General features: G+C 70.3%; 19 protein-coding genes, 1 tRNA gene and 1 riboswitch. Of the genes, 10 read left to right on the top strand and 10 right to left on the bottom strand.

The features are described 5' to 3' along the window. Nucleotides 1-26: 26 nt before the first annotated feature. Nucleotides 27-98, bottom strand: a tRNA-Gln gene (locus AC1ROC_RS13645). 67 nt (nucleotides 99-165) lie between these two features. On the opposite strand from AC1ROC_RS13645, the gene AC1ROC_RS13640 reads away from it, so the two are divergent. Beyond that, the gene (locus AC1ROC_RS13640; protein WP_085369734.1) at nucleotides 166-684 is read left to right on the top strand and encodes a MarR family winged helix-turn-helix transcriptional regulator; all 519 of its coding nucleotides are present in this window, start codon (nucleotides 166-168) and stop codon (nucleotides 682-684) included. Nucleotides 685-750: 66 nt separating this feature from the next. Further along, nucleotides 751-3,246, top strand: a complete 2,496-nt coding sequence (locus AC1ROC_RS13635) for a CDP-glycerol glycerophosphotransferase family protein (RefSeq protein WP_493000761.1) — start codon at nucleotides 751-753, stop codon at nucleotides 3,244-3,246. A gap of 27 nt (nucleotides 3,247-3,273) precedes the next feature. Here the strand turns inward: AC1ROC_RS13635 and AC1ROC_RS13630 are convergent, their stop codons facing one another. After that, nucleotides 3,274-4,917 (bottom strand): acyl-CoA dehydrogenase family protein, encoded by a 1,644-nt coding sequence (locus AC1ROC_RS13630; RefSeq protein WP_493000759.1) that lies wholly within the window; start codon nucleotides 4,915-4,917, stop codon nucleotides 3,274-3,276. Nucleotides 4,918-4,944: 27 nt separating this feature from the next. Then, entirely contained in the window at nucleotides 4,945-6,771 is a 1,827-nt protein-coding gene (locus AC1ROC_RS13625) for an ABC-F family ATP-binding cassette domain-containing protein (RefSeq protein WP_493000757.1), read from the bottom strand. A 141-nt stretch (nucleotides 6,772-6,912) separates the two neighbouring features. Between AC1ROC_RS13625 and AC1ROC_RS13620 the strand changes: the two genes are divergently transcribed. Beyond that, a complete protein-coding gene (locus AC1ROC_RS13620; protein ID WP_493000755.1) occupies nucleotides 6,913-9,780 on the top strand; it encodes a helix-turn-helix transcriptional regulator in 2,868 nt (955 codons plus the stop codon). A gap of 253 nt (nucleotides 9,781-10,033) precedes the next feature. Further along, nucleotides 10,034-10,867, top strand: a complete 834-nt coding sequence (locus AC1ROC_RS13615; RefSeq protein WP_168689794.1) for an undecaprenyl-diphosphate phosphatase — start codon at nucleotides 10,034-10,036, stop codon at nucleotides 10,865-10,867. A gap of 8 nt (nucleotides 10,868-10,875) precedes the next feature. Here the strand turns inward: AC1ROC_RS13615 and AC1ROC_RS13610 are convergent, their stop codons facing one another. From AC1ROC_RS13610 to rsmI, 5 genes are read right to left on the bottom strand one after another with little or no spacing between them, the layout of a single operon-like run. Continuing rightward, a complete protein-coding gene (locus AC1ROC_RS13610) occupies nucleotides 10,876-11,808 on the bottom strand; it encodes a 4-(cytidine 5'-diphospho)-2-C-methyl-D-erythritol kinase (RefSeq protein WP_168689795.1) in 933 nt (310 codons plus the stop codon). 31 nt (nucleotides 11,809-11,839) lie between these two features. Next, on the bottom strand, nucleotides 11,840-12,688 hold the full coding sequence (gene rsmA / locus AC1ROC_RS13605) for a 16S rRNA (adenine(1518)-N(6)/adenine(1519)-N(6))-dimethyltransferase RsmA (RefSeq protein ID WP_168689796.1): 849 nt from the start codon (nucleotides 12,686-12,688) through the stop codon (nucleotides 11,840-11,842). Then, nucleotides 12,685-13,614: a TatD family hydrolase gene (locus AC1ROC_RS13600; protein WP_493000752.1), complete on the bottom strand. Its 930-nt coding sequence runs from the start codon at nucleotides 13,612-13,614 to the stop codon at nucleotides 12,685-12,687. The genes rsmA and AC1ROC_RS13600 overlap by 4 nt, the downstream gene beginning before the upstream one ends. Continuing rightward, a complete protein-coding gene (gene metG / locus AC1ROC_RS13595) occupies nucleotides 13,611-15,200 on the bottom strand; it encodes a methionine--tRNA ligase (protein ID WP_085369743.1) in 1,590 nt (529 codons plus the stop codon). The genes AC1ROC_RS13600 and metG overlap by 4 nt, the downstream gene beginning before the upstream one ends. Nucleotides 15,201-15,254: 54 nt before the next feature. Then, nucleotides 15,255-16,070, bottom strand: coding sequence for a 16S rRNA (cytidine(1402)-2'-O)-methyltransferase (rsmI, locus tag AC1ROC_RS13590; RefSeq protein ID WP_493000749.1), 816 nt, complete (start codon nucleotides 16,068-16,070; stop codon nucleotides 15,255-15,257). 44 nt (nucleotides 16,071-16,114) lie between these two features. Here rsmI and AC1ROC_RS13585 point away from each other — a divergent pair, with 44 nt between their 5' ends. The 4 genes from AC1ROC_RS13585 (at nucleotide 16,115) to AC1ROC_RS13570 (ending at nucleotide 22,268) form a co-directional block, all read left to right on the top strand. After that, nucleotides 16,115-17,728 (top strand): dolichyl-phosphate-mannose--protein mannosyltransferase, encoded by a 1,614-nt coding sequence (locus AC1ROC_RS13585; protein WP_493000747.1) that lies wholly within the window; start codon nucleotides 16,115-16,117, stop codon nucleotides 17,726-17,728. Between the two features lie 46 nt (nucleotides 17,729-17,774). After that, nucleotides 17,775-19,364, top strand: a complete 1,590-nt coding sequence (locus AC1ROC_RS13580) for a S53 family peptidase (RefSeq protein ID WP_085369746.1) — start codon at nucleotides 17,775-17,777, stop codon at nucleotides 19,362-19,364. 86 nt (nucleotides 19,365-19,450) lie between these two features. Next, entirely contained in the window at nucleotides 19,451-21,226 is a 1,776-nt protein-coding gene (locus tag AC1ROC_RS13575) for a cell wall-binding repeat-containing protein (protein ID WP_085369747.1), read from the top strand. 25 nt (nucleotides 21,227-21,251) lie between these two features. Further along, nucleotides 21,252-22,268, top strand: coding sequence for a YeiH family protein (locus tag AC1ROC_RS13570; protein ID WP_085369748.1), 1,017 nt, complete (start codon nucleotides 21,252-21,254; stop codon nucleotides 22,266-22,268). A gap of 32 nt (nucleotides 22,269-22,300) precedes the next feature. Here AC1ROC_RS13570 and AC1ROC_RS13565 read toward each other — a convergent pair whose 3' ends face one another. Further along, nucleotides 22,301-22,621 (bottom strand): DMT family transporter, encoded by a 321-nt coding sequence (locus AC1ROC_RS13565; protein WP_085369749.1) that lies wholly within the window; start codon nucleotides 22,619-22,621, stop codon nucleotides 22,301-22,303. Nucleotides 22,622-22,632: 11 nt separating this feature from the next. Beyond that, nucleotides 22,633-22,698: riboswitch (guanidine-III (ykkC-III) riboswitch) on the bottom strand. Between the two features lie 81 nt (nucleotides 22,699-22,779). Here AC1ROC_RS13565 and AC1ROC_RS13560 point away from each other — a divergent pair. Together AC1ROC_RS13560 and AC1ROC_RS13555 are read left to right on the top strand one after the other, a co-directional pair. Next, complete coding sequence (locus AC1ROC_RS13560) at nucleotides 22,780-24,078, top strand: O-acetylhomoserine aminocarboxypropyltransferase/cysteine synthase family protein (RefSeq protein WP_085369750.1); 1,299 nt, start codon at nucleotides 22,780-22,782, stop codon at nucleotides 24,076-24,078. Beyond that, nucleotides 24,075-24,677 (top strand): CoA-binding protein, encoded by a 603-nt coding sequence (locus AC1ROC_RS13555; RefSeq protein WP_085369751.1) that lies wholly within the window; start codon nucleotides 24,075-24,077, stop codon nucleotides 24,675-24,677. Before AC1ROC_RS13560 ends, AC1ROC_RS13555 begins: the two co-directional genes overlap by 4 nt. A gap of 26 nt (nucleotides 24,678-24,703) precedes the next feature. Here the strand turns inward: AC1ROC_RS13555 and AC1ROC_RS13550 are convergent, their stop codons facing one another. Continuing rightward, on the bottom strand, nucleotides 24,704-25,288 hold the full coding sequence (locus tag AC1ROC_RS13550) for a class I SAM-dependent methyltransferase (protein ID WP_085369752.1): 585 nt from the start codon (nucleotides 25,286-25,288) through the stop codon (nucleotides 24,704-24,706). Between the last annotated feature and the right edge of the window lie 33 nt (nucleotides 25,289-25,321).

Genomic DNA, 25,321 nt, shown 5'->3' with positions numbered 1-25,321 from the left:
TCCAGGGGATCGGACGATCGGTTCCGCTCCGCCTCCAGGATTCGAACCTAGACCTAACAGCTCCAAAGGCTGTCGTGCTGCCATTACACCAAGGCGGACCGCGCTGTGCGCACAACACAGTTTGCCAGACCATCGAGCGACCGCCCGACGAAATAGCATGGGGAGATGCCTGACCCACGGACGCCTGACGCACGCGACGAAGTCGACCGCATCGTGGACTCCTGGCTGCGCGAACGCCCGGACCTGGACTTCTCGCCGCTGCAGGTGCTCTCCCGCGTCGCCCGGCTGTCCCGCCACCTGGACAGGGCCCGCCGCACCGCGTTCGACCGCTCCGACCTGGAGTCGTGGGAGTTCGACGTGCTCGCGGCGCTCCGCCGTGCCGGCGCGCCGTACCAGCTGAGCCCGAAGGCGCTGCTGCAGCAGACGCTCGTGTCGAGCGGCACCATGACGAACCGCATCGACAGGCTCGTCTCCCGCGAACTCGTCGAGCGGCGCACCGATCCCAACGACGGCCGCGGCATCCTGGTGCAGATGACGGCGCAGGGCCTCACCAGAGTGGATGCGGCGATCACCCGCCTCGTGGACGCCGAGTCGGACATCCTGGTCGGCCTCTCCCCCACCGAGCAGGAACGGCTCGCCTCGCTGCTCCGCAAACTCTCCCTCGGCTTCGACGAAGAATCCTGACATCCAGAGCGGACGCATGGGCCGCTCTCAGGAGACTGTTATGCCCCTCTCATAAAATCGGGGGCGATGAGACTCTCCCGCCTGAAACGCCTGCCCTCCCGGGTCAAGCGCGCCGCCCGTTTCGAGATCCACGCGCACTGGCGTCGGCAGCCGCTCGTGATCGGCTCGGTGTTCTACGAGTCCTTCTCCGGCAACGGGATGCTCGACAACCCGGAAGCCATCTTCCGTGAGCTCCTGGCCGCCCCCGACCTCGCCCACCTCACCCACGTCTGGGCGCTCTCCAACCTCACCCAGTACCGTGCAGCCGTCGAGGAGTTCGCCGGGAACCCGCGGGTCAGCTTCGTCAAGTACGGCTCCGCCGCGTACTACCGCGCGCTCGCCACCAGCCAATACCTGGTCAACAACGCGACGTTCCCTCCCGACTTCGGCAAGCGCGACGGGCAGGTCTACCTCAACACCTGGCACGGCACACCGCTCAAGCGCATGGGCTACGACATCGAAGACGGGGCGCTCGGCACGGCGAACATCGTGCGCAACTTCGTGCAGGCCGATTATCTGCTCGCCGCCAACCCCTTCATGGCCGAGCAGATGTACGAGACCGGATACAAGCTGACCGGGATCTACCGCGGCACGCTGGTCGAGGAGGGCTACCCGCGCATCGACAGGCAGTTCCTCGACGACGCGGGCCGCGCGTCCGTCCGCCGTCAGCTGACCGAGGCGGGCATCCCGCTCGGCGACAGGAAGATCGTGCTGTACGCGCCCACCTGGAAGGGCGCGTCATTCGGGCGGCCCACCGACGACATCGACGAGATCCTCGCGCACGTCGCCGCGATCGAGGAGCGCATCGACACCAGCAGGTACGTGGTGCTGCTGAAGACGCACCAGAGCGTGCACAAGCTCGCCAGGCACCGGCCGGAGCTGAAGCGGATGCTCGTGCCGAACGAACTGCCGACGAACGCCGTGCTCGGCGCGACCGACGCCCTCATCACCGACTACTCGAGCATCTACTTCGACTTCCTGCAGACCGGCAGGCCCATCCTGTTCTTCACGCCGGACATCGCGGACTACGCGGGCACCCGCGGCCTCTACTTCGAGCCGGACGAGTGGCCGGGCCCTGCGCGCATGTCCGCACGCGAGATCGGCGACGACCTCGCCGCCATCGCCGAGAACGGGGATGCCGTGCCGGAGGAGTGGCGCGAGCGCTACCTCGCCGCGCAGCGCAGGTTCGTCCCATACGAGGACGGCGCCGCGTCGAAGCGCGTCGTCGACATCGTGTTCCGCGGCGTGCGCGACGGCTACCGGCTGCGCACCGACCTCGCCGACGACGGACGCGTCAAGCTCCTCCTCTACCTGGGCGGGATGCGACCGAACGGCATCACCACGTCCGCACTCAACCTGCTCAACAACCTCGACCACGACCGCTACGACGTGTCGGCGTTCTTCGCGCAGAGCAGGTCGAAGGCCACCATCGGCAAGCAGAAGCAGATCCACCCCGCCGTGCGGCAGTTCCCACGGGTCGGCGGCATGAACGGCGCCAAGCTGCGCCACCTCGCCCGCCACCTCGACTTCCGCCGCGGCCGCATCGCCGAGCACGCGAACATCCCGTCGCAGAACCGGCTGTGGAACGACGAGTGGTCGCGCTGCTTCGGCGAGAGCCGCTTCGACTACGTCGTCGACTTCTCCGGCTACGGGCCGTTCTGGGCGACCCTGCTGCTGCACTCCCCCGAGGCGGAGCGCTCGATCTGGCTGCACAACGACCTGGCGTCGGATGCGCACCGCGAGGTCGGCGGCGAGAAGAAGATGCTGCACAGCCTCACGCAGCTGTTCACCCTCTACGAGCAGTACGACCACCTCGTGTCGGTGTCTCCGACCCTGTCGGACATCAACAGGGACGGCCTGGCGGAGTACGCGCGGCCGGAGAAGTTCACGTACGCGCTGAACACGGTCGACGCCGAGCACATCCTGGAGAACGCGCAGGCCGACCTGCACGAGCTCACCTTCGACGAGGAGACCGGCGCGAACCCGGCCTGGGCGAACGCGCTGCTCGCGCGCGACGACGGGGTGACCACCTTCGTCAACGTCGGCAGGCTGTCCCCGGAGAAGAACCAGGCGCGGCTGATCAGGGCGTTCGCGGAGGTGCACGCCGCGCATCCGGCCACCCGGCTCGTCATCGTCGGCGCCGGACCGCTGTTCGACGACCTCACCGCGCTCATCGAGAGCCTCGGGCTCACCGACTCGGTGTTCCTGACCGGGATGCAGCGCAATCCGCACGCGATCATGGCGGCGGCGGACTGCTTCGTGCTGTCGAGCGACTACGAGGGCCAGCCGATGGTGATCCTCGAGGCGCTGGTGCTCGGGCTGCCGATCGTCACCGTCGAGTTCGCCTCGGCCAAGAACGCGCTGCCGGCCGGCAGCGGGCTCGTCGTGCCGCAGTCGGACGCCGGTGTCGCCCAGGGGCTCACCGCGTTCCTCGCCGGAGAGGTGCCCGCGAGCACGTTCGACTACGTGGCGTACAACCGCAAGGCCGTAGGGCAGTTCTACGCGGCCATCGGGGCGGAGTAGCGGCGGGGGTCCCCGTTTCCTGTCCGGTCAGGCGCGCGCGATGAGCACGGGAATGGCCGACCGGGCCGCTGACGGCAGTTCGCCGTAGAGCGCTCCGCGGCCGTCGCCGAGGCGCGCGTCGACGAAGGCGGCGCCGATCCCGTCCGGCGCGTGACGCAGCAGCAGCGACGCCTGCAGGGCCAGCGCCAGGGACGCGACGAGCGGCCGGACGGCGGCCTGCGCATCCCGGGGGTCGGTGCCCGCGAGGCCGGCGACGGTCGCTCGCACCGCATCGTGGTGGGCGTCGAATCCGGGATGCACGCCACGCGCCGCGGCGAGCTCGGCGTCGAACGCGTCGAAGGAGTCCGGCTCGCGCTGCAGTGCGCGCAGCACATCCAGCGCGATCACGTTGCCAGAGCCCTCCCAGATCGCCATCACCGGCTGCTCGCGGTAGCGGCGCGCGAGCGGGAACGCCTCGGTGTACCCGTTGCCGCCGAGACACTCCAGAGCTTCGTACGCATGCCCGGGCCCGCGCTTGCAGACCCAGTACTTGGTCACGGCGGTCGCGAGGCGGCGGAAGGCGCGGTCGGCGTCCGACGCGTCGGCGTCGTGAGCGCGGGCGAGCCGGAGGGCGACCGCCGTCGCCGCCTCCGACTCGAGAGCGAGGTCCGCGATCACGGCGGTCATCGCCGGCTGGTCGATCAGGTGAGCGCCGAACGCCGACCGGTGCCTGGCGTGCCAGGCCGCTTCGGCGACCGCCTGCCGCATCCCGGCCGCGCTGCCCAGGATGCAGTCCAGCCTGGTGCGGTTCACCATCTCCAGGATGGTGCGCACGCCCCGGCCCTCCTCGCCGAGCAGGTGCCCGACCGTGCCGTCGAACTCGACCTCGCTGGAGGCGTTCGAGCGGTTGCCGAGCTTGTCCTTGAGCCGCTGGATGGCGAAGGCGTTGCGGGTGCCGTCGTCGAGCATCCGGGGCACGAGGAAGCAGCTCAGACTCGACTCGCCGTGGCCGGACGGCGTCTGCGCGAGCACCAGGAACGCGTCGGACATCGGGGCCGAGCAGAACCACTTGTGCCCGGTGAGCACGTGGCGGCCGTCGCCGTCCGGGACGGCCGTGGTGGTGTTCGCCCGCACATCCGAGCCGCCCTGCTTCTCGGTCATGGCCATCCCGAACAGCGCGGAGCGTTTGCCCGCGGAGAGGCCGGGGTCGTACTCCCGGCTGAGCAGGCGAGGCAGCCAGGCCGCGCTCAGCGTGTCGGAGGCCGCGAGCGCAGGGACGGCCGCGTGGGTCATCGACACCGGGCAGGCGTGTCCTGGCTCGATCTGCGCGAACAGCATGAACGTGGCGGCACGGGCGACGTTCGCGCCCGGCCGTGGTTCCGCCCAGGCCGAGGTGTGGGCGCCGGCGGCGACGGCCTCGCCGAGGATGCGGTGGTACGACGGGTCGTACTCGACCTCGTCGATCCTGGTGCCCCAGCGGTCGAAGGCGCGCAGCTCCGGTTCGTGCACGTTCGCGCGTTCGGCGTCGTGCTGGAACCGTGCGCTGCCGACCAGCCGACCGACGGCGGCCAGGTCGGAGGTCGCCCATCCGGCGTCGTGGCGTTCGACCACCTCGGCGAGGGGGACGTTCGCGGCGAACTCGTCCAGGTCGACGCGAGGCGGCGGCTGGTTGGTGACGGCGTGCGTTGCCATGCGGCGAGCCTAGCCGCGCAGGATGGGTCAGCCTTCGAGTTGCTCGGAGAGTTCCAGCCAGCGGGTCTCCAGGGTGGCGATCTCGTCTTCCAGGGCGCGAAGCTCGGCGGAGATGACGCCGATGCCCTCGTAGTCGCTCTGGTCGTGCTGGGCGAGGCGTTCGTGCGTCGCCGCCACCTGGTCGGCCAGCTTGCCGAGGCGGCGGTCGATGGAGGTGACCTCCTTCTCGGCCGCGCGCAGGGCGGCGCCGGTGAGCGCGGGGGCGGCCCCGGATGCTCCGGATGCGCGGGATGCCGCCGCTCCGGATGCGGGCACGGCCGCCGCGGTCGCCGCCGGTCCCCCGCTCGCCAGCTGGCCCTTCCGCAGCCGCAGGTACTCGTCCACTCCTCCCGGCAGGTGCCGGAGGGACGCATCCATCACCGCGTACTGCTGGTCGGTGACGCGCTCGATGAGGTAGCGGTCGTGCGAGACGACGATGAGGGTGCCCGGCCAGGAGTCGAGCAGATCCTCCATCGCGGCGAGCATGTCGGTGTCGAGGTCGTTGGTCGGCTCGTCGAGGATGAGCACGTTCGGCTCGTCGAGCAGGATGAGCAGCAGCTGCAGGCGCCGCTTCTGGCCGCCGGAGAGATCCTTGACCGGCGTGGACAGCTGGGCGTTGGTGAAGCCGAGGCGTTCGAGGAGCTGACCGGGCGTCATCTCCTTGCCGCCCGCGAGGTAGGTGGTGCGCTTGCCGGCGATGACGGCGCTGACCCGCTCGTCCATCACGTCGTCCAGCTCGGACAGCTGCTGGGTGAGGGTGGCGATCTGCACGGTCTTGCCGCGCTTGACCCGGCCGGAGGTCGGCTCGACGGTGCCCGCGATGAGCCCGAGCAGCGTGGACTTGCCCGCGCCGTTCACGCCGAGGATGCCGGTGCGCTCCCCCGGCGCGATTCGCCACTCGATGTCGCGCAGCACCGTCTTCGGCGGGTAGATCACGGTGGTGTCGAGCAGGTCGACCACGTCTTTGCCGAGCCGGGCCGTGGCCATCTGGCTGAGCTCGACGGGGTTGCGCACGGGCGGCTCGTCCGCGATCAGCTCGGCGGCGGCATCCATCCGGAACTTGGGCTTAGAGGTGCGGGCGGGGGCTCCGCGGCGCAGCCAGGCGAGTTCTTTGCGCATCAGGTTCTGGCGCTTGCCCTCGACCACCGCCGCCATTCTGTCGCGCTCGACGCGCTGCAGGATGTACGCGGCGTATCCGCCCTCGAACGGCTCGATCAGGCGGTCGTGCACCTCCCACGTGGCCGTGGAGACCTCGTCGAGGAACCACCGGTCGTGGGTCACCACCACGAGCCCGCCCGCCGTGGCGGGCCAGCGGGTCTTCAGGTGCGCGGCCAGCCAGGCGACGCCCTCGATGTCCAGGTGGTTGGTCGGCTCGTCCAGGAACAGGATGTCGTGGTCGTGCACCAGCAGCGCGGCGAGCGCGACGCGGCGGCGCTGGCCGCCGGAGAGCTCGCCGATCGTCGCCTCCCAGCGGATATCGGAGACGAGCCCGGCCAGCACGTCCCTGACGCGCGCATCCCCGGCCCAGAGGTGTTCCTCCTGGTCGCCGACGATGGCCTGGCCGACCGTGAGGGCCGGGTCGAGCTCATCGCCCTGGTCGAGCATCCCGACGCTGACGTCGCGGCGGCGGGTGACGCGTCCGGAGTCCGGTTCGATGCGCCCGGCGAGCAACGAAAGCAGCGTGGACTTGCCGTCGCCGTTGCGGCCGACGATGCCGATGCGGTCGCCCTCGTTGATGCCGATCGTGACGCTGTCGAAGATCACGCGCGTCGGGTATTCGAGGTGCAGCGACTCAGCGCCGAGGAGGTGTGCCATGAGGGTTTCCAGCCTACCGGCCGGTCGTTCGCCCCCAGGACGGGGGAATCCGGGCCGCCCGATGGTGTGCGAAGATCGCTGAGACCGGTCCGTCTCCCGAATACCCGCACGGCGTACGGCCGGTCGGGATGGGGAACCAACGTGACCGACGAGGCCTCGAACCCGGATGCGAAGCCGCTGTTCGGCCGCGACAGGGAACGCGAGACGATGCTGCTCGTCGCCCATCGTGCACTCGGCAAGGGCGGCGCCCTGCTGGTCACCGGAGAGGCGGGGCTCGGCAAGACCGCGCTGCTCGCCGACGTGGCGGAACGCCTCGACGGCTGGACCGTGCTGCGGGTGCACGCCGACTCGTTCGAATCCGACCTCAGCTACGCGACGGTGGAGACCCTGGTGCGCGGGCTCAACGCGGTCAGCGGGACGCGCATCCGGCCGCCGGAGCCGTCTGACGACCCACTCACGGTGGGGCGCCTGCTGCTCGACGCCGTCGACGGGGTCGGCAAGCCGGTCTGCCTGATCGTCGACGACGCGCAGTGGGTCGACGAGGCGTCTGCCAGGGCTCTGCGGTTCGTGGTGCGGCGGCTGTCCGATCAGGGCTTCCTGTTCACCGCGGCGACCAGGCCTCTCTCCGGCAGCGTGGTCTCGCTGTTCGAGGACGTCGCCGCGTCGACGGTCAACCACGCCAGGGTGGAGCTCGCCCCGTTCTCCGTCGCCGACACCCAGGACCTGGCCCAGCACATCCTGGGTCACGCGGTCTCCCGGCGCACGGCCACCAGACTCACCGAGGCGACCCAGGGGTCTCCTCTGCTGCTCAGCGTGCTGCTCGGGCAGCTCCGGGACACCTTCGCCGCGGCCCTGCACCCGGCCGGCTGGGACCTTCCCGCCGCCGCGATCACCCCGCTCTCCACGGCGGTCGGCTCCGCGCTCGAAGGGGCGGACCCGTCGGTGCGCGAGGCGGCCGAGATCATCGCCGTGCTCCGCGACCCGCTGCCGCTGCCCGTCTTCGGCACCATCGCCGCCCGGCTCGGCAGCCGGGTGGATGCGGCGGGCGCCGTCTCCCGCGGCCTCGTGCTCTCCTCCGAGCGCGACGGCGTCGTCTGGGTGGAGCCCGCGCACGCCATCCTCGCCGACGCCCTCAGTGGCGACCTGACCCTGGAGCGCAGGGTGGCCATCCACCGGGTCGCCGCCGAGGTCCTGACCGGGCACCGCGCCCTCCGCCACCGGGTGGAGGCGGCCGACGTCGCAGACCCGACCCTCGTGGCCGAACTGCTCGAAGCGAGCAGGGTGGCGGCCGACCGCAACCAGGCGGATCAGGCGATGAGCTACGCCCGCTCGGCCGTGCACCTCGCGGCTCCGGGGGCGGAGCACGACCGCGCCCTGCTGGAGATCGGGCTGCTCGCGCTGCGCACCAGGATGCACGAGCGCATCTTCGACCTGGCGCCCGCCATCGAGGCGCTGCCCGCTTCGCAGGCGCGCGACCTCGTCGTGCTCGAACTGCGCACGCTCACCGGCGACATCCCGGGTGCGCTCGGCATCGCGCTCACGCTCGAAGCGAGCCAGGCGACCACGGCGGACGAGCGGGCGATCCGCGCGCACGTCGCAGAGGCGCTGCCGAAAGTCCTGATGGCGACGCGCGACTTCCCCGGCGTCTTCGACCACCTCGACACCGGCCGTCGCCTGATCGCCGAAGCGCCGTCCGACCCGGACGAGATCGCTGACCCCGCCCTGCGCTGGCTCGCCCAGCCCCGCGACTACCTGCTGCGGCTGCTCGGCTGGGCGCTCACCGCCGCCGGACACGTGCGGCCCGCCGTGGTCGGTGAGCTCGTCGCGGAACTCGACGACCTCCTCGCTGCCGCGTCGACGCCGTCCACCGTCTCCCCGTCCGTCGTCGACGCGTTCATCTCCCGCGCCCGCGTGTTCGTCCTCAGCGGCGACATCGACCGCGCCCGCGACGACCTGGCGCAGGCCAACGAGCTGCTGCGCCGGTTCCCGTCGAGCTGGACGGCCGGGTTCGGACGCACGATCTACGCCCACGTCCTGTTCCTCCTCGGCGAGTGGGACGAGTCGGTCACCCTCGCGGACGCCTCCGTCGCGCTCGCCCTCGACGAGACGGACCTGTCCGGCTGGCCGATCGCCCTCTGGGCGTCGACGCTGGTCCGCGCGGGGCGCGGAGAGGCGGCGGCCGTGGAGGAGCGCCTCCGCTCCGCCGCCCAGGCGAAGCTCAGCATCGCCGGGTCGTACGACAGCGACCTCCCGTTCATCGCGCGCGCCGAACTCGCCCGCGCCCTCGGCGACCGCGCGACCCAGCTCGCCGCGACGGAGGAGGCGGAGGCGGTGGCGACCCGCGCATCCACTCTCGGCTGGCTGACCTACCGGGTGGATGCGCTGGCGGCACTCGGCCGGGCGGCGGACGCGCGCGCCGCGTTCGCCCTCTGCCAGGCGCCCGGGATGTGGCGACCGTACTACGGCTCGCTCGGCTGGCTGGAAGGCCGCGTGCTCGAAGCCGAGGGGGCGCGGCATGAAGCGCTGGACGCGTACCTCGCGTCGCTCGACGATGCGTCTGCTGCGCGGTTCCCGTTCCCGCAGGCTGTCGCGGCGGCCGACGCCGGGCGGCTGCTGGCCGAGCTCGGCACGGACCGGCCGCGCGCGACGGCGCTGCTCGAACAGGCGGCCGACACGTTCCGCCGGGTCGGCGCATCCGGGTATCTGTCCCGCTGCGCCCGGCTGCTGGAGGAACTGAGCGCGAGCGGCAGAGGGGCGGACGACGCGCAGACGGACCCGTTCGCGCCGCTCACCACGAGGGAACGGCAGGTCGCGTACGCGCTCGCGGCCGGCATGACCAACAAGGAGATCGCGGAGCGGCTGTACGTGTCGGTGACCACCGTCAACTTCCATGTGCGGAACATCCTGGCGAAGCTGGAACTGTCGTCGCGGCGTGATCTGCGGAAGCTCAGCATCGCCTCCCGCAGCGTGCGCGCGACCCGTGCCAGGCACCGCCCCGTCAATACTTGACGGTTTTCCTCCCACGGTTATGAGCCCACCTGACGGCCTCGGTATTTTGGGATCACACCCCGGGATGCCCGCCCGCTGGGACGCTTGGATACGATGCTCAACGAATCGTCTCAACACCCGACTTGCGTCTGCGCGCTGGGCATCCCTGGGTAGAAAACCAGGGTAGAAAAACCTCTCCCTTCGCGATTCTCAGAGACTTCTTGCCGCCGTCCCGACATGCTGGGGAGCGCACACTGAATCGAGAGGCGGTCGGATGAACCTGCTGCAAGCCCTGATCCTCGGCATCGTCGAAGGCATCACGGAATTCCTTCCCGTGTCGAGCACCGGCCACCTGACCATCGTCGAGAAACTCCTCGGACTGCAGATCGACGACCAGGGTGTGACAGCGTTCACCGCGATCATCCAGGTCGGCGCCATCCTCGCGGCGATCATCTACTTCTGGAAAGACATCGTCCGCATCGTCGTCGCCTGGGCGCGCGGCCTGTTCAACCGGGATGCGCGCGGCCACGACTACCGGATGGGCTGGTACGTGATCATCGGCTCCATCCCGATCGCGATCGTCGGCCTGGTGGCCAAAGATCTCATCTCGGGCGGCCTGCGCAACCTGTGGGTGGTGGTCGCCGCCCTCATCCTGTGGAGCATCGTCATGTGGGCGGCGGAGCGCGTCGGGAAACAGGACCGGCACGAGGAGTCGACCACCGTGCTCGACGCGGTCGCCATCGGCGTCTTCCAGGTGATCGCCCTCATCCCCGGCGTCTCCCGCTCGGGCGCGACGATCAGCGCCGGCCTGTTCCGCGGCCTCGACCGCGTGGCGGCGACCCGGTTGTCGTTCTTCCTCGCCATCCCGGCGCTCGTCGCGGCGGGCGGATACGAGGGCATCACGCAGGCGAGCGCGATCAGCTCCAGCGTCGGCTGGCTGCCCACCATCGTCGCCACGATCGTGAGCCTCGTCGTGGCCTACGTGAGCATCGCCTGGCTGCTCCGGCTGGTCACCAAGCACCCGATCACGGTCTTCATCTGGTACCGCATCGGCCTCGCGGTGGTCGTCGCCATCCTCCTCCTCACCGGAGTCATCACCGCCACCTGACCGCCGCGCTAGTCGTTCAGAATGCGTGCCCCGTGCACGGGGCCCGTCGCCCGCACCGCGGTCAGCCGGGCGGCGCTCAGCGCGATCTGCAGGTCGAGCGCGCTGTCGAGGTCGGCTGTCAGGAAGGCGACCGTCGGGCCGGAGCCGGAGACGATGCCGGCGAGCGCGCCGTTCATCTCCCCCAGCTCGATGACGGCGCCGATCTCCGGCGCCAAGTGGATGGCGGGGGCCTGCAGGTCGTTCGTCAGCGACTCGGCGAGCATGGCCGGGTCTCCCGCCCGCAGCGCCTGCAGTACGGCCGTGTCGACCGTCGGGGTGAACTGCGCCGGCGCGATGTCGCGAGAGTGGCGTTCGCGGTGCCGGTCGAGCTCGCTGTAGACCGCCGGCGTGCTCAGCTGGCTGTCCGGCAGCGCGAGCACCCAGTGGAACTGGCCGGTCGCGAGCGCCGGGCTCAGCCTGTCCCCCCTGCCGGTTCCGATGGCCGTTCCGCCGACCAGGGCGAACGGCACGTCGGCGCCGAGCCGGGCGGCGATGGCGTGCAGGTCCTCCTTGCTCGCCTCCGTGCCCCAGAGCGCGTCGCAGGCGACGAGGGTGGCCGCCGCGTCCGCGGAGCCTCCGCCCATCCCGCCCGCGATCGGAACGTGCTTGTCGATCTCGAGGCGGACGCCGCCGGTGTATCCGGTCTTCCTGGCGAGCATCCTGGCCGCCTTGACGGCGAGATTGGTTCCGTCGGTCGGCAGGTCGCTGGTGTCGATCGAGCCGCCGAACGTCACCGAGAAATCGTCCGCCGGATACGCGCGGACATCCTCGTAGAGGGAGACCGCCTGGTAGGCCGTCGCGACGTCGTGGTATCCGTCGTCCATCACCGCCCCGACGCGCATGAACACGTTGATCTTGCCGGGGGCTCGCACGTGAACTGCGTCAATGGCCGGAGTGGTCATAGTCCCAACCTACAGGCGGATGAGCCGGGCGCTAGACCCGAGCCGTTGCGAGCCGGACGAAGTCGGCGATGCCGAGCTGCTCGCCCCGCAGTGTCGGCGCGATCCCGGCCGCCTCCAGGGCCGTGGATGCGGTGGCCGCGTCGCCGTAGACGGGCGCGAGCGCCTGCCGCAGCATCTTCCTGCGCTGCTGGAACGCCGCATCCACCAGTTCGAAGGTGCGCAGCCGCAGCGTCTCGTCGCCCGGCTCGTCGTCGTGGCGTTCGAACGCGACGAGCACCGAGTCGACGTTCGGCACCGGCCAGAACACCTGGCGGCTGACCGTGCCCGCCGTGCGCCAGCTGCCGTACCAGGCCGCCTTCACGCTCGGGGCGCCGTAGACCTTCGAGCCCGGCTCGGCGGCGACCCGGAAACCGACCTCCGCCTGCACCATCACCACTCCGCTCCGAATGCCCGGGAAGTGCTCGAGGAAGTGCAGCAGCACCGGAACGGAGACGTTGTACGGCAGGTTGGCGACCAGCCGCGTCGGCGAGAGCGGCAGCTCGGTGACGTGCAGCGCGTCCTTGTGCACGACGGTGAGCCTGTCCGCCGCCTCCTCCGCCATCGTGCGCACCGTGACCGGCAGCTGCTCGGCGAGCCGTCCGTCGATCTCGACGGCGACCACGGTCGCGTCCGCTTCGAGCAGCCCGAGGGTCAGCGAGCCGAGCCCGGGGCCGACCTCGACCACCACGTCGCCCGGCTGCACCTTGGCGACGCGCACGATCCTGCGCACGGTGTTGCCGTCGATGACGAAGTTCTGGCCGAGCTTCTTGGTGGGGGTGACGTCGAGCAGGTCGGCCAGGTCGCGGATCTCGGCGGGGCCGAGGAGTCGCAGCGCGGTCACGCGATGATCCCGATCGGGGTGGTCGGCGGCGACGCGACGGGCTCGGCGTCCCAGCGTCCGTAGACCAGCTCGGTGTTGGAGCAGATCTGCGCGGCCAGGGTGGAGGCGTCCGTGCCGATGGTCTCGGCCATCGCGCGCAGCGTGTGCGGGATGAGGTACGGCGCGTTCGGCCGGCCGCGGAACGGCGTCGGCGTGAGGAACGGCGCATCCGTCTCGACCATGATCAGCGAGCGAGGGGCCGCGCGCAGCGCCTCGCGCAGGTTCTCCGCGTTCTTGAACGTGACGTTGCCGGCGAACGACATGTACCAGCCGTTGTCCGCGCAGATCTGCGCGAGCTCGGCGTCGCCGGAGAAGCAGTGGAAGACGGTGCGCTCCGGAGCGCCGACGCGCTTGAGGGTCGCGATCACGTCGGCGTGCGCATCCCGGTCGTGGATCTGCATGGCGAGGTCGTTCTGCTTGGCGATCTCGATGTGCGCCTCGAACGAGCGGAACTGCGCCTCCCGCCGCGGGCCGGCCTCGGTGCGGAAGAAGTCGAGCCCCGTCTCTCCGATGGCACGGACGCGCGGTCGCGTGGCCAGCTCGGCGATCACGGAGAGCGCGTCGTCGAGTTCGCCGCGCTCCGCGTAGTCGGGGGCGTCGTTGGGGTGCAGGGCGACCGCGGCGAGCATCCGGGGCTCGATGGCGGCCATGTCGGCCGACCAGCGCGAGGTCTCCACGTCGTTTCCGACCTGCACGACACCGCGCACGCCGACACTGGATGCGCGGTCCAGCTGCTCCCGGTAGTCCATCGGCTCGTCGCCGTCGGAGATCTCCAGGTGCGTGTGGTTGTCGTAGACGGGGACGACCAGCGCCTCCGGAAGCGGCGGGTACTCCAGGTCACGCCCGTCTGTGACGTGACGCTGCCGGATGAACGCCGGGTCCGTCATGCGCCGGGCACCGCGTCCGCGTCGATCCGGGGGAACAGCGCCTCGAGTCCGTTGACGGTGGTGCCGGCGGGAAGCTGGCCCCACTCCCCCGCGGTGCGCAGCGGCTGGTCGTCGAGGTCGCCGAGCTCGTCCTCCGCTCCGAGCGCCACCCACAGCTTGAGGGTGGCCTTCGGGATGACGGGAGACAGCAGCACGGCGAGCGCGCGCAGTCCCTCCGCCGCGGTGTAGAGCACGGTGGCGAGACGTTCGCGCTGTGCCTCGTCCTTCGCGAGCGACCACGGCTCCTGGGCCGTGATGTAGCCGTTCAGCTCGTCGACGATGGTCCAGATGGCGGTGATGGCGTCGTGGATGGCCAGCTTCTCGATGGCGGCGTCGGCCGCCGTCGCCGCGTCGGCGACGGTCTGGCGCACGGCGAAGTCGGCATCCTCGTAGCGCCCGGCCTGCGGCACGACGCCCTCGAAGTATCTGGTGACCATCGCGACGACCCTGGATGCGAGGTTGCCGAACCCGTTGGCGAGCTCCGCCTGGTAGCGGGCGGACAGGTCTTCCCAGCTGAACGAGCCGTCCTGGCCGAAGCTGATGGCGCGCATGAAGTAGTAGCGGAACGCGTCAGACCCGAACGTGTCGGTGATCTGCGTGGGCGCGATGCCGGTCAGCTTGGACTTGGACATCTTCTCGCCGCCGACGAGGAGCCAGCCGTGACCGTAGACCTGGTGGGGCACATCCACCCCTGCCGCCATCAGCATGGCGGGCCAGATCACGGCGTGGAAGCGCAGGATGTCTTTGCCGACGATGTGGGTGGCCGGCCAGCGCCTGGCGAAGTTCTGCTCGTCCTGGCCGTAGCCGACGGCGGTGGCGTAGTTGAGCAGCGCGTCGAACCACACGTAGACGACGTGCGACTCGTCCCACGGCACCTTGATGCCCCAGTCGAAGCTCGACCGGGAGATGGACAGGTCGCTGAGGCCCTGGCGCACGAACGAGACGACCTCGTTGCGGGCGGACTCCGGCTGCACGAACTCCGGGCGCTCCTCGTAGAGCGCGAGGAGCTGGTCGGCGAACTGGCTCATCCGGAAGAAGTAGTTCTTCTCCTGCAGCAGTTCGAGCGGCTTCGAGTGGATGGCACACACCTTCTGGCCCTCGTACTCGCCGGTGCCGTCCACGATCTCGCTCTGCGGCTTGAACTCCTCGCAGCCGACGCAGTAAAGCGCCTCGTACTCGCCCGCGTAGATGAAGCCGTCGTCGTAGAGCTTCTGCAGGAACTTCTGCACGTTCTTCTCGTGGCGCTCGTCCGTGGTGCGGATGAAGTCGTCGTTGGCGATGTCGATGGTCTTCAGCAGAGGAAGCCACTCGTTGGTGACGAGACGGTCCGCCCACTCCTGCGGGGTGGTGCCGTTCGCGGTGGCTGTGCGCAGGATCTTCTGCCCGTGCTCGTCCGTGCCGGTCAGCAGCCAGGTGTCGTCACCGGCCTGCCTGTGCCAGCGCGCGAGAACGTCGGCGGCGACCTCCGTGTATGCGTGCCCGATGTGCGGGACATCATTCACGTAGAAGATCGGCGTGGTGATGTAGAACGAAGAGCCGTCGGACATGGTGACTATCCTACGGGCGCGCCGGGGCGCATCCTGGCGTATTACCGTCGGGGGTCACTTCCGGTCGAGTGCGGCCTGGTAGAGGTCGCGCTTGCCGAGGCCCGTCGCCTCCGCGACCTCGCCCGCCGCGTCTTTGAGCCGCACGCCGCCCGCGACCAGCGCGAGCACCTGTGTTACGCCGGTCTCCAGGTCGACCGTGCGCGCCTCCGCTCCGGCGACCACGATCGCGATCTCGCCGCGCACGCCCTCCGCCGCCCAGGCCGCGAGCTCGGCCGCCGTTCCCCGCTTGACCTCCTCGAACAGCTTGGTGAGTTCGCGGCAGACCACCACGCGCCGGTCGTCGCCGAGCACCGTCGCCAGGTCGGCGATGGATGCGGCGAGCCGGTTCGGCGACTCGAAGAACACCATCGTGCGCGGCTCGGAGGCCAGCGCGCGGAAGGTGCTCAGCCGCTCGCCTTGCTTGCGCGGCAGGAAGCCCTCGAAGGTGAACCGGTCAGTGGGCAGGCCGGACACGGCGAGCGCCGTCACCACGGCGCTCGGGCCGGGGATGGCGGTGACGCCGACACCGGCGGCCGCCGCGGCCTCGACGAGGTGGAAGCCAGGGTCGGACACTGTCGGCATCCCGGCGTCGGACAGAACGACCACATCCTGGTCCTTCGCCAGCTCGACCAGCTCGGCCGCCTTGTCCCGCTCGTTGTGGTCGTGCAGGGCGATCAGGCGGGGACGGTTCTCGATGCCCAGGCCGGCGAGCAGCCGCTGCGTCACCCTGGTGTCCTCCGCGGCGACGACGGTGGCGGAGCCGAGCACCTCGATCAGCCGGAGCGAGGCGTCCTTGAGATTGCCGATGGGAGTGGCCGCGAGGATGATCATGCATCGAGTCTGTCACCCGGAGACGCACCCTCTAGCATGATCTGGTGACCTCGACACCCGCCATCGGCCTCCCGATCGCGCCTCCTCCGGCGGAGCCGACGGGCAGCAGGCTCGACGACTGGTGGGCCAGGATGCTCCGCACCCCGCTGCGGATGAAGCTCTGGTACTGGGGCGCCCCTGTCGCCGTCACGCTGCTCGCCGCGATCCTGCGGCTCTGGAACCTGGGGTACCCGCACGCGCTGGTGTTCGACGAGACCTTCTACGTGAAGGACGCGTACTCGCTGATGCACCTCGGCTACGAGGGCAGCTGGCCGGACAAGGCGGACGCCCAGTTCGCGGGCGGCAACACGAACATCTTCACGTCCGATCCGTCGTTCGTGGCGCATCCACCGCTCGGCAAGTGGATGATCGCGGCCGGGCTTGCTGCGTTCGGCGCCGGCGACGCGTTCGGCTGGCGCATCTCGACGGCCGTGGTCGGCATCCTGGCCGTTCTCGTCGTGTTCCTGATCGCGCGGAAGCTGTTCGCGTCGACGCTGCTGGCGACGATCGCCGGGTTCCTGCTGGCCATCGACGGTCACGCGATCGTGATGAGCAGGGTGGCGCTGCTCGACAACTCTGTGATGTTCCTGGCGCTCCTGGCCTTCTGGTGCATCCTGCTGGACAGGCAATGGCACGCCACCCGGCTCGCCGAGCGGGTGCACGCAGCGTGGGCGGCCGGCCGCGACCCGGCCTGGGGTCCCGTGCTGTGGTGGCGGCCCTGGCTGCTCGCCGCCGGTCTGCTCTGCGGGCTCTGCGCCGGCGTGAAGTGGAGCGGGTTCTACTTCCTGGCGTTCTTCGCCGTGTACACGGTGGTCGTCGACATCGTCGCGCGCCGCAGGGTCGGGCTCCCCTTCTACATCAGCGGGGCGATCCTGAAGCAGGCTCCGGCGACGTTCGTGCTGATGGTGCCGATCGCGTTCGTCAGCTACCTCGTCACCTGGACCGGCTGGATCGTCACGAAAGGCGGCTACTACCGGCACTGGGCGGAGTCGACGCACATGCAGTGGAGCGGCGGGCTCTCCTGGGTGCCGCTCTGGCTGCAGAACCTCTGGCACTACCAGACCGAGATGTACAACTACAGCATCAACCTGCACGTCTCGCACCCGTACCAGGCCAACCCGCTGACCTGGCTGTTCATGATCCGGCCGACCAGCATGTACTACGTCGGCTCCAACCTCGGCGAGAACGGATGCACGGCCAACGCCTGCTCGTCGGCGATCACCTCGCTCGGCAACCCGCTCATCTGGTGGGCGGCGGCCGCGGCGGTGTTCTACCTGGTCTACCGCGTCATCCGGTACAGGGAGTGGCAGGTCGGGCTGATCCTCACCGGGCTCGCCGCCGGCTATCTGCCGTGGCTGCTCTACATCAACCGCACGATCTTCGAGTTCTACGCCATCGCGTTCGAGCCGTACCTGATCCTCGGGCTGACGGCGGTGATCGGGATCGTGCTCGGCAAACGCAGCGACCCCTCCCCGCGTCGCACGCGCGGGATCATCTGGGTCGGGCTGTTCCTTCTGGTCGCGACGGCGGTGAGCATCTTCTTCTGGCCGCTCTGGACGGCCCAGCAGGTGCCGTTCTGGTACTGGCAGATCCACATGTGGCTGCCCAGCTGGGTCTGACCGGCAGGCCTGTCGCCCGTCGGTGGCGGGTGGTAGACCGTGGGGTATGGATGCGAACCAGCCGATCGACCTCGTCCCCCTCCCCGGCAGCGAACGGCCGGAGACGCCCGGCGTCACCTCCCACGCCGCCATCGACCCGGCCAGCACGGTCGAGGCGACCCTCGTGCTCCGGCGGCAGGCCGACCTGCCGGACGACGCCCTGACCACACCGGTCAGCAGGGCGGACTTCGCCGAGACGTACGGCGCATCCACGGCCGACCTGGACCTCGTCACGTCGACCATGACCCAGCTCGGCCTCACCGTCCTCGACGCGAGCGCCGCCGAGCGCCGGGTGCGCGTGTCCGGGACGGCCGCCCAGCTCGGCCGCGTCTTCGGCACCGACCTCGACCAGGCGACGGCCCGGGATGCGGCGGACCGTGAGTTCACGCACCGCAGCCGCACGGGCGGGCTGAGCATCCCGGCCGCCCTCGACGGCGTGGTCACCGCCGTGCTCGGCCTCGACGACCGCCCGCAGGCGCGGGCCCTGTTCCGGGTCGCCCGCCCCCGGGCGGTGAGCACGAGCTACACGCCGCTCGAACTGGGCGCGATCTACCGCTTCCCAGCTGGCACAGACGGCAGCGGGCAGACCATCGCGATCATCGAACTCGGCGGAGGCTACGAGCAGAAGGACCTCGACAGCTACTTCTCCGGCCTCGGCGTCACCGGGCCGACCGTGACCGCCGTCGGCGTCGACGGCGGCTCCAACCAGCCGGGCTCCGACCCGAACGGTGCGGACGGTGAGGTCATGCTCGACATCGAGGTGGCCGGCGCCCTCGCCCCTGGCTCCGACATTGTCGTGTACTTCGCACCCAACACCGACGCCGGATTCGTGGATGCGGTGACGACCGCGGCACACGCCGACCCGACCCCCGCGGCGATCAGCATCAGCTGGGGCCAGTCGGAGGACGCCTGGACGGCGCAGGCGCGCACGGCGTTCGATCAGGCGCTCGTCGACGCCGCCGCCCTCGGCGTCACCGTGACGGCGGCCGCGGGAGACGACGGCAGCAGCGACAGGGCCGGAGACGGGAAGGCGCACGTCGACTTCCCCGCGTCGTCGCCGCACGCACTCGCCTGCGGAGGCACCCGGCTGAGCGCCGACGCCTCCACCGGGGTCGTGCAGTCGGAGACGGTGTGGAACAACGGCTCGGGCGGCGGAGCGACGGGAGGGGGCGTCAGCGCCGCCTTCGCCCAGCCTTCGTGGCAGAAGAACGTGGGCGTCCCGGTCGGAGCCGGAGGCGTGGATGCGGGAGGCAGCGCGAACGGACCGAGCGGCCGCGGCGTGCCGGACGTGTCGGCGGTGGCCGACCCGCAGACCGGATACCGGGTGCTGGTGGACGGGAAAGAACTGGTGATCGGTGGCACGAGCGCGGTCGCCCCGCTCTGGGCCGCTCTGGTGGCCCGGCTGGTGCAGTCGACGGGGAAACCCCTCGGGCTCGCCCAGCCCGCCCTCTACGACTCGGTGAAGAAAGGGCAGGTGGCCCCGGGCTTCCGCGACATCACGACCGGCGACAACGGAGCGTTCACGGCGACGGCGGGCTGGGACGCCTGCACCGGCCTGGGCGTGCCGGACGGGACGGCGCTGCTCGCGGCGCTGTGAGGCGTTCGGGAGCGTTCGGGAGCGGGAAGGCATATACCCCGATAAGGGCATAGTGATGTGGACCGGCTGACCGGTACGCTCAGCCCGTGACCCACACTCGGCGCCCCGCGCGCTCCCTCAGAAACCTGCTCATCGGAGCAGTAGCCGCGACGGTCGCCGTCGCCGGGCTTACCCTCGCCCCGACCGCTGCGACGGCCGCCTCCACATACACCGTCAGCGGAACCGTGAGCTACGACGTCGCTGGCGGTGGCACGACGACGAACAAGACCTCGTACGTGCTCCTTCAGCCACTCACGGGTAGCACTCCCCGGCAGCCGCTGTCCGGGAATGCCGTGAACGGCACCTGGAGCGTTCCCGGCGTCGCGCCGGGCCGCTACCGCGTCCAGTTCCGCCCGAGCGATGACGGCGCGAACGCCGGAACGTGGATCGGCAGCACCTTCGAGGACTCCGCGACGGTGGTCACGGTCACCACCGCGAACGTCTCCGGACTCACCGCCACCCAGCCGGTCGCCGGTTCCATCAGCGGAACGGTCACCGGGGCGACGGTCGCGGGCGGAATCCGCGCATACCGGGTCAACCCGACGACGATGCTGCTGGAGGGCTTCAACGAGGCACCGACCACTCTCGGCCTCGGCGGTGTGTACTCCATCGGCGGACTGGCCCCCGGCGAATACAGGGTGCGGTTCGCCGACGCCAACGCCGACCAGCCCAACTTCTCGACGAGCTACTACGACAACGCCGACTCTCTCGGAAGTTCGACCCCGATCACCGTCACCGCCGGTCAGCAGGTGACGGGAATCAACGGCTCGGTCGGCGCCTGGTCCTGGTACGGCGGCCGCATCGCGGGCGCCGACCGGTTCGACACCTCGGTGCAGATCGCGCTCGGCGCGTACTCCGCCGGTCAGGCGAGCGTCGTCTACGTCGCGAACGGCGTGAACTTCCCCGACGCGCTCGGCGCGAGCGCCGCGGCGGCGCGCGCCGGCGGGCCTCTGTTGATGACGCGCCAGGACTTCGTGCCGGCCAGCGTCGTCAACGCGATCAAGACCCTCGCACCGCCCAAGATCGTGGTCGTCGGCGGCCTCGCGGCCGTCGGAGCGTCCGCGTTCGCGCAACTGCAGAAGCTCGCCCCGACCGTCACGCGGGTCTCCGGTGACGACCGCTTCGCCACCTCACGAGCGGTTGCCGGCGCATTCACCGGCCAGCACGTCAACAGCGTCTTCATCGCGACAGGCAACAGCTTCCCCGACGCCCTCGTCGCCGGTTCGGCGGCTGGCTACCAGGGCGGACCGCTCCTCCTGGTCAACGGCTGGTCGAGCTCGCTCGACGCGGCGACGAAATCGCTCATCACCTCGTTGTCTCCGCTGCGCATCTACATCGCGGGCGGCGTGAACTCGGTGTCCAGCGGCATCCAGCGCGACCTGCAGAACCTCGGTGTCCCCACCGTTCTCCGCCTCGCGGGCAACGACAGGTTCGGCACGGCGCAGGCCGTCAACAACGAGATCTTCCCGCTCGCCGACACCGCGTTCGTCGCGAGCGGGCTCGGATTCCCTGACGCCCTGTCGATCTCCGCGATCGCCGGTGCCATCGGGGCGCCGCTGCTCCTCGCCGTTCCGGAGTGCATCCCGTACGGCGAATTCCGAGACGCGACCCTCCAGGGCGTCGCGACGTACTGGGCTGTGGGAGGCACGAGCGTTCTGAGCTTCGACATCGAGCACCAGATCACATACTGCCAACCCGGGCTGTACGGATCGAGCGCCGGTCTCGGCTCCGCCTCGGCGGAGACGTCGAAGCCCGTCACGCCGATCACGCTCGACCCGAAGAAGCTGAACGCCGCCATCACGGCAGGGCGGGACAAGCACTAGGCCCCGTTCGGCCACAATAGGAGGAATGCAGAGTCCGTCGGCCGCCACCCGCACCCCACCCCGGTGGGTCCCAGGGGTGGCGGCCGCCGCTCTTGCCGCCCTCGTCGCGTGGGGCATCCACTGGCTGGTCCCCGCCGTTCCGCTGCTGACCGCGGCCGTGGTGCTCGGGATCGTGGTCGGGCAGCTGCCGTTCGCACGCCCGGCCGTGACCGGCGCGCTCTCCCCCGGACTGTCTGTCGCGGCCAAGCGGCTGATGCGGATCGGCGTCGTATTACTCGGGCTGAAGCTCAGCCTCGGTGACATCGCGGACCTGGGCTGGGTGACCATCCTGAGCACGGTCGCCATCGTGCTCGTGACGTTCGTCGGCACGATGTGGCTGGGGCGGCTGTTCCGGCTGCCCGGGCATCAGCCGCTGCTGATCGCGACCGGCTTCTCGATCTGCGGCGCGTCGGCGATCGGCGCGATGAGCGGCGTCGTCAAGTCGAAGGACGAGGAGACGGCGACGCCGGTCGCGCTGGTGACGCTGTGCGGGACGCTCGCGATCTTCGTGCTGCCGGTGCTGTGGCATCCACTGGGCCTCAGCTCGCTGCAGTTCGGGCACTGGGTGGGCGCCGGCGTGCACGACGTCGGCCAGGTGGTCGCCACCGCGCAGCTCGCCGGTCCGGCCGCGCTCGCCGTCGCCGTCGTCGTGAAGCTGACGCGCGTGCTGATGCTGGCGCCGATGGTCGCGGTCGCGTCCGTCGTCGAGCGCCGCCGTCACGTCGAGGGCGACCCGGCGGCCAAGCGCCCGCCGATCGTGCCGCTGTTCGTGGCCGGGTTCATCCTGGCGGTGCTGGTGGCGTCGTTCATCCCGCTGCCCGAAGTGGTGCGGTCCGGGGCGGACACGCTGCAGACCGCGCTGCTCGCGATGGCCCTGTTCGGCCTCGGCACCGCCGTGCGCCTGCGCACCCTCCTCGGCACGGGCTGGCGCGCGCTGGCGGTCGGGCTGCTCTCCTGGGCGATCATCGCCGCCCTTGCCCTCGCCGCCGTCCACCTCTCCTGACCACCGGCTGCCGACCGCCGACCGCCCTGGAATCAGTGGGCGGAGGTGAGCTTGAGGCCGACGATACAGCCGACGAGGCCGACGATGAGCAACGCGCGGACGAGGGAGAAGCCCTCTCCGCCGAAGAGCATGGCGTAGACGACGGTGAGCGCTGCGCCGATGCCCACCCAGACCGCGTACGCGGTGCCGGTCGAGATGTCGCGCATGGCGTAGGCCAGCCCACCCATGGATGCGACGAGCGCGACCCCGAAGATCACCGACGGCCAGAGCTTGGTGAAGCCCTCCGAGCGCCCGAGCGCTGTGGCCCACACGGCCTCGAGGACACCGGAGACGACGAGCACGATCCACGACATGATTCACTCCCGTTGGCCAGTCTTGTCGCGCACCGGGTACTGATCCGTCGTCCGGGATCGCGAATCACGCGATCTAGCACAACTGTACCACAAGGCCCGGTTGCGGTCTGTTACGACGGCGGAGGGATGCGCCTCCCGCGCTCCGGTAGCGTGGCCGCATGGCAGATCGCGAATACGGCTTCCGCACGCGTGCGATTCACGCGGGCAACATCCCCGATCCGGTGACCGGCGCCCGCGCCCTCCCGATCTACCAGACCAGCGCGTTCGTCTTCGACGACACCGCGGACGCCGCCGCCCGCTTCGCCCTGCAGAAGTACGGCAACATCTACTCGCGCCTGGCCAACCCGACCGTCGCATCGTTCGAGGAGCGCGTCGCCAGCCTGGAGGGCGGCCTCGGCGCCGTCGCCACCGCCAGCGGCCTGAGCGCGCAGTACATCACCTTCGCCTCACTCGCCGGCGCGGGAGACCACATCGTGGCGTCCGCCAACCTCTACGGCGGCTCGATCACCCAGCTCGACGTCACCCTGCGCCGCTTCGGCGTCGAGACCACGTTCGTCCAGAGCGCCGACCCGGCGGACTACGCCGCGGCGATCACCGACAAGACCAAGCTGCTCTTCGCGGAGACCATCGCGAACCCGTCCGGCGAGATCGCCGACATCGAAGGCCTCGCCGAGGTGGCGCACGCGGCGGGGATCCCGCTCATCATCGACTCGACCATCGCGACGCCGTACCTCAACCGGCCGATCGAGTGGGGTGCCGACATCGTCATCCACTCGGCCACCAAGTTCCTCGGCGGCCACGGGACCACCCTCGGCGGCGTGGTCGTGGAGAGCGGACGCTTCGACTGGCACAGCGAGAAGTTCCCGCTGTTCGGCCAGCCCGTCCCCTCGTACGGCGGGCTCGAATGGTCGGGCAACTTCGCCGAATACGCCTTCCTCACCCGCCTCCGTGCCGAGCAGCTGCGCGACATCGGGCCCTCGCTCGCCCCGCACTCCGCCTTCCTGCTCGCGCAGGGCGTCGAGACCCTGCCGTACCGCATCCAGGCGCACGTGGACAACGCCCGCGCCGTGGCCGAATGGCTGGACGCCGACCCGCGCATCGAGTCGGTGTTCTGGGCGGGCCTCCCCGCGCATCCTCACCACGACCGGGCGCAGAAGTACCTACCGAAGGGCGCCGGCAGCGTGTTCAGCTTCGTCGTCAAGGGCGGTCGCGCCGTCGGCCAGACGTTCATCGAATCGGTCAACCTGGCCAGCCACCTCGCCAACATCGGCGACGCCAAGACCCTCGTCATCCACCCGGCCTCCACCACCCACGCGCAGCTCACCGAGCAGCAGCTGCTGGATGCGGGGGTGCTGCCCGGCGTCGTGCGCATCAGCGTCGGGATCGAAGACGTGGACGACATCATCTACGATCTGGATCAGGCCCTCACCATCGCCGTGAAGGAGACGAACGCATGACGATCGCAGACACCGCTGCCGGATCCGGCGCATCCGGCGGCACCGAGCAGGTGCAGCTGGCCAACGGGCTGAGCTGCGCCGTCCCCGCCTCCTCCCCGCTGGCGAAGCTGCTCAAGTCGCAGCGCACCTGGGTCGGTCCGGACGCCAAGGAACGGCTGCGCATCCTGCGCTCGGCGAAGTCGGTCGCGATCGTCGGCGCATCGCCCAACCCCGCGCGCTCCAGCTACTTCGTCGGCACATACCTGCAGCAGTCGACCGACTTCCGGGTCTACTTCGTCAACCCGAACGCCGACACCATCCTGGGCGAGAAGGCATACCCCGACCTGGCGTCGCTGCCCGAGGTGCCAGACATCGTGGATGTGTTCCGCAAGCCGAGCGACCTGCCCGCCGTGATCGACGAGGTGCTGGCGGTCGGCTCCCCCACCATCTGGGTGCAGCTCGGCATCTGGAACCAGGAGGCCGCGGAGTATGGAGAGTCCAAGGGGCTCACGGTCGTGATGGACCGCTGCATCAAGATCGAGCACGCCCGCTTCCACGGCGGCCTGCACCTCCTCGGTTTCGACACCGGCCAGATCACCGCCCGCAAAACCCTCCGCTGACGCCCTCGCGTCCCCGCGTCGCCCCGTCAGGCGCGGGCGACGACGTGGAAGACGTGCCAGTGCTTGGGGCCCTCGAACGACATGCCGCGGCGGTCCTCCTCGGCCAGGTGCAGCGTTTCGAGGCCGGTGAGCATGCCCTCCACACCCGCGCGGTCGTGGAAGTTCATCCGGGGGCGGCCGAACCATTCGTCGTGCGGGCCGAAGAACTCGCCCGCGAAGATCGCGCCCGGGCGCAGCGCATCCCGGATGTCCGCCCACAGATACGGGAAGTGCGTCGCATCGCAGAACGGCAGCGCGAACCCGGCGTAGACGAAGTCGCTCGCCGGGAGCGCCCCGAGCGTCTCGAAGCCGGTGCTGCGCACCTCGACGAGGTCGGCGGACTCCGGCCCGACCGCCGCGGTGACGCGCTCCTCGACGCCGGGGTCCGCATCCACCGCCAGCACGCGCCAGCCGCGCTCGGCGAGATAGGCGGTCTCGATGCCGTCGCCGCAGCCGAGGTCGACGGCGTCGCCGGGCGCATCCCCCTGCCAGGCGTCGAGGCCGCTGAGGAACGTGCCCCGCACACCCCGTCCGCCCTGGGCGGTGTAGAACTCAGACCAGTCGAACGCCATGATCCTCCTTCGCCTTCGCCCTGAGCCTACGCG

Source organism: Leifsonia sp. GW821-FHT13C05 (genome assembly GCF_058806515.1).
Note: the sequence above shows the minus strand (reverse complement) of the source record. Positions and strands in the feature narration are given on the sequence as shown.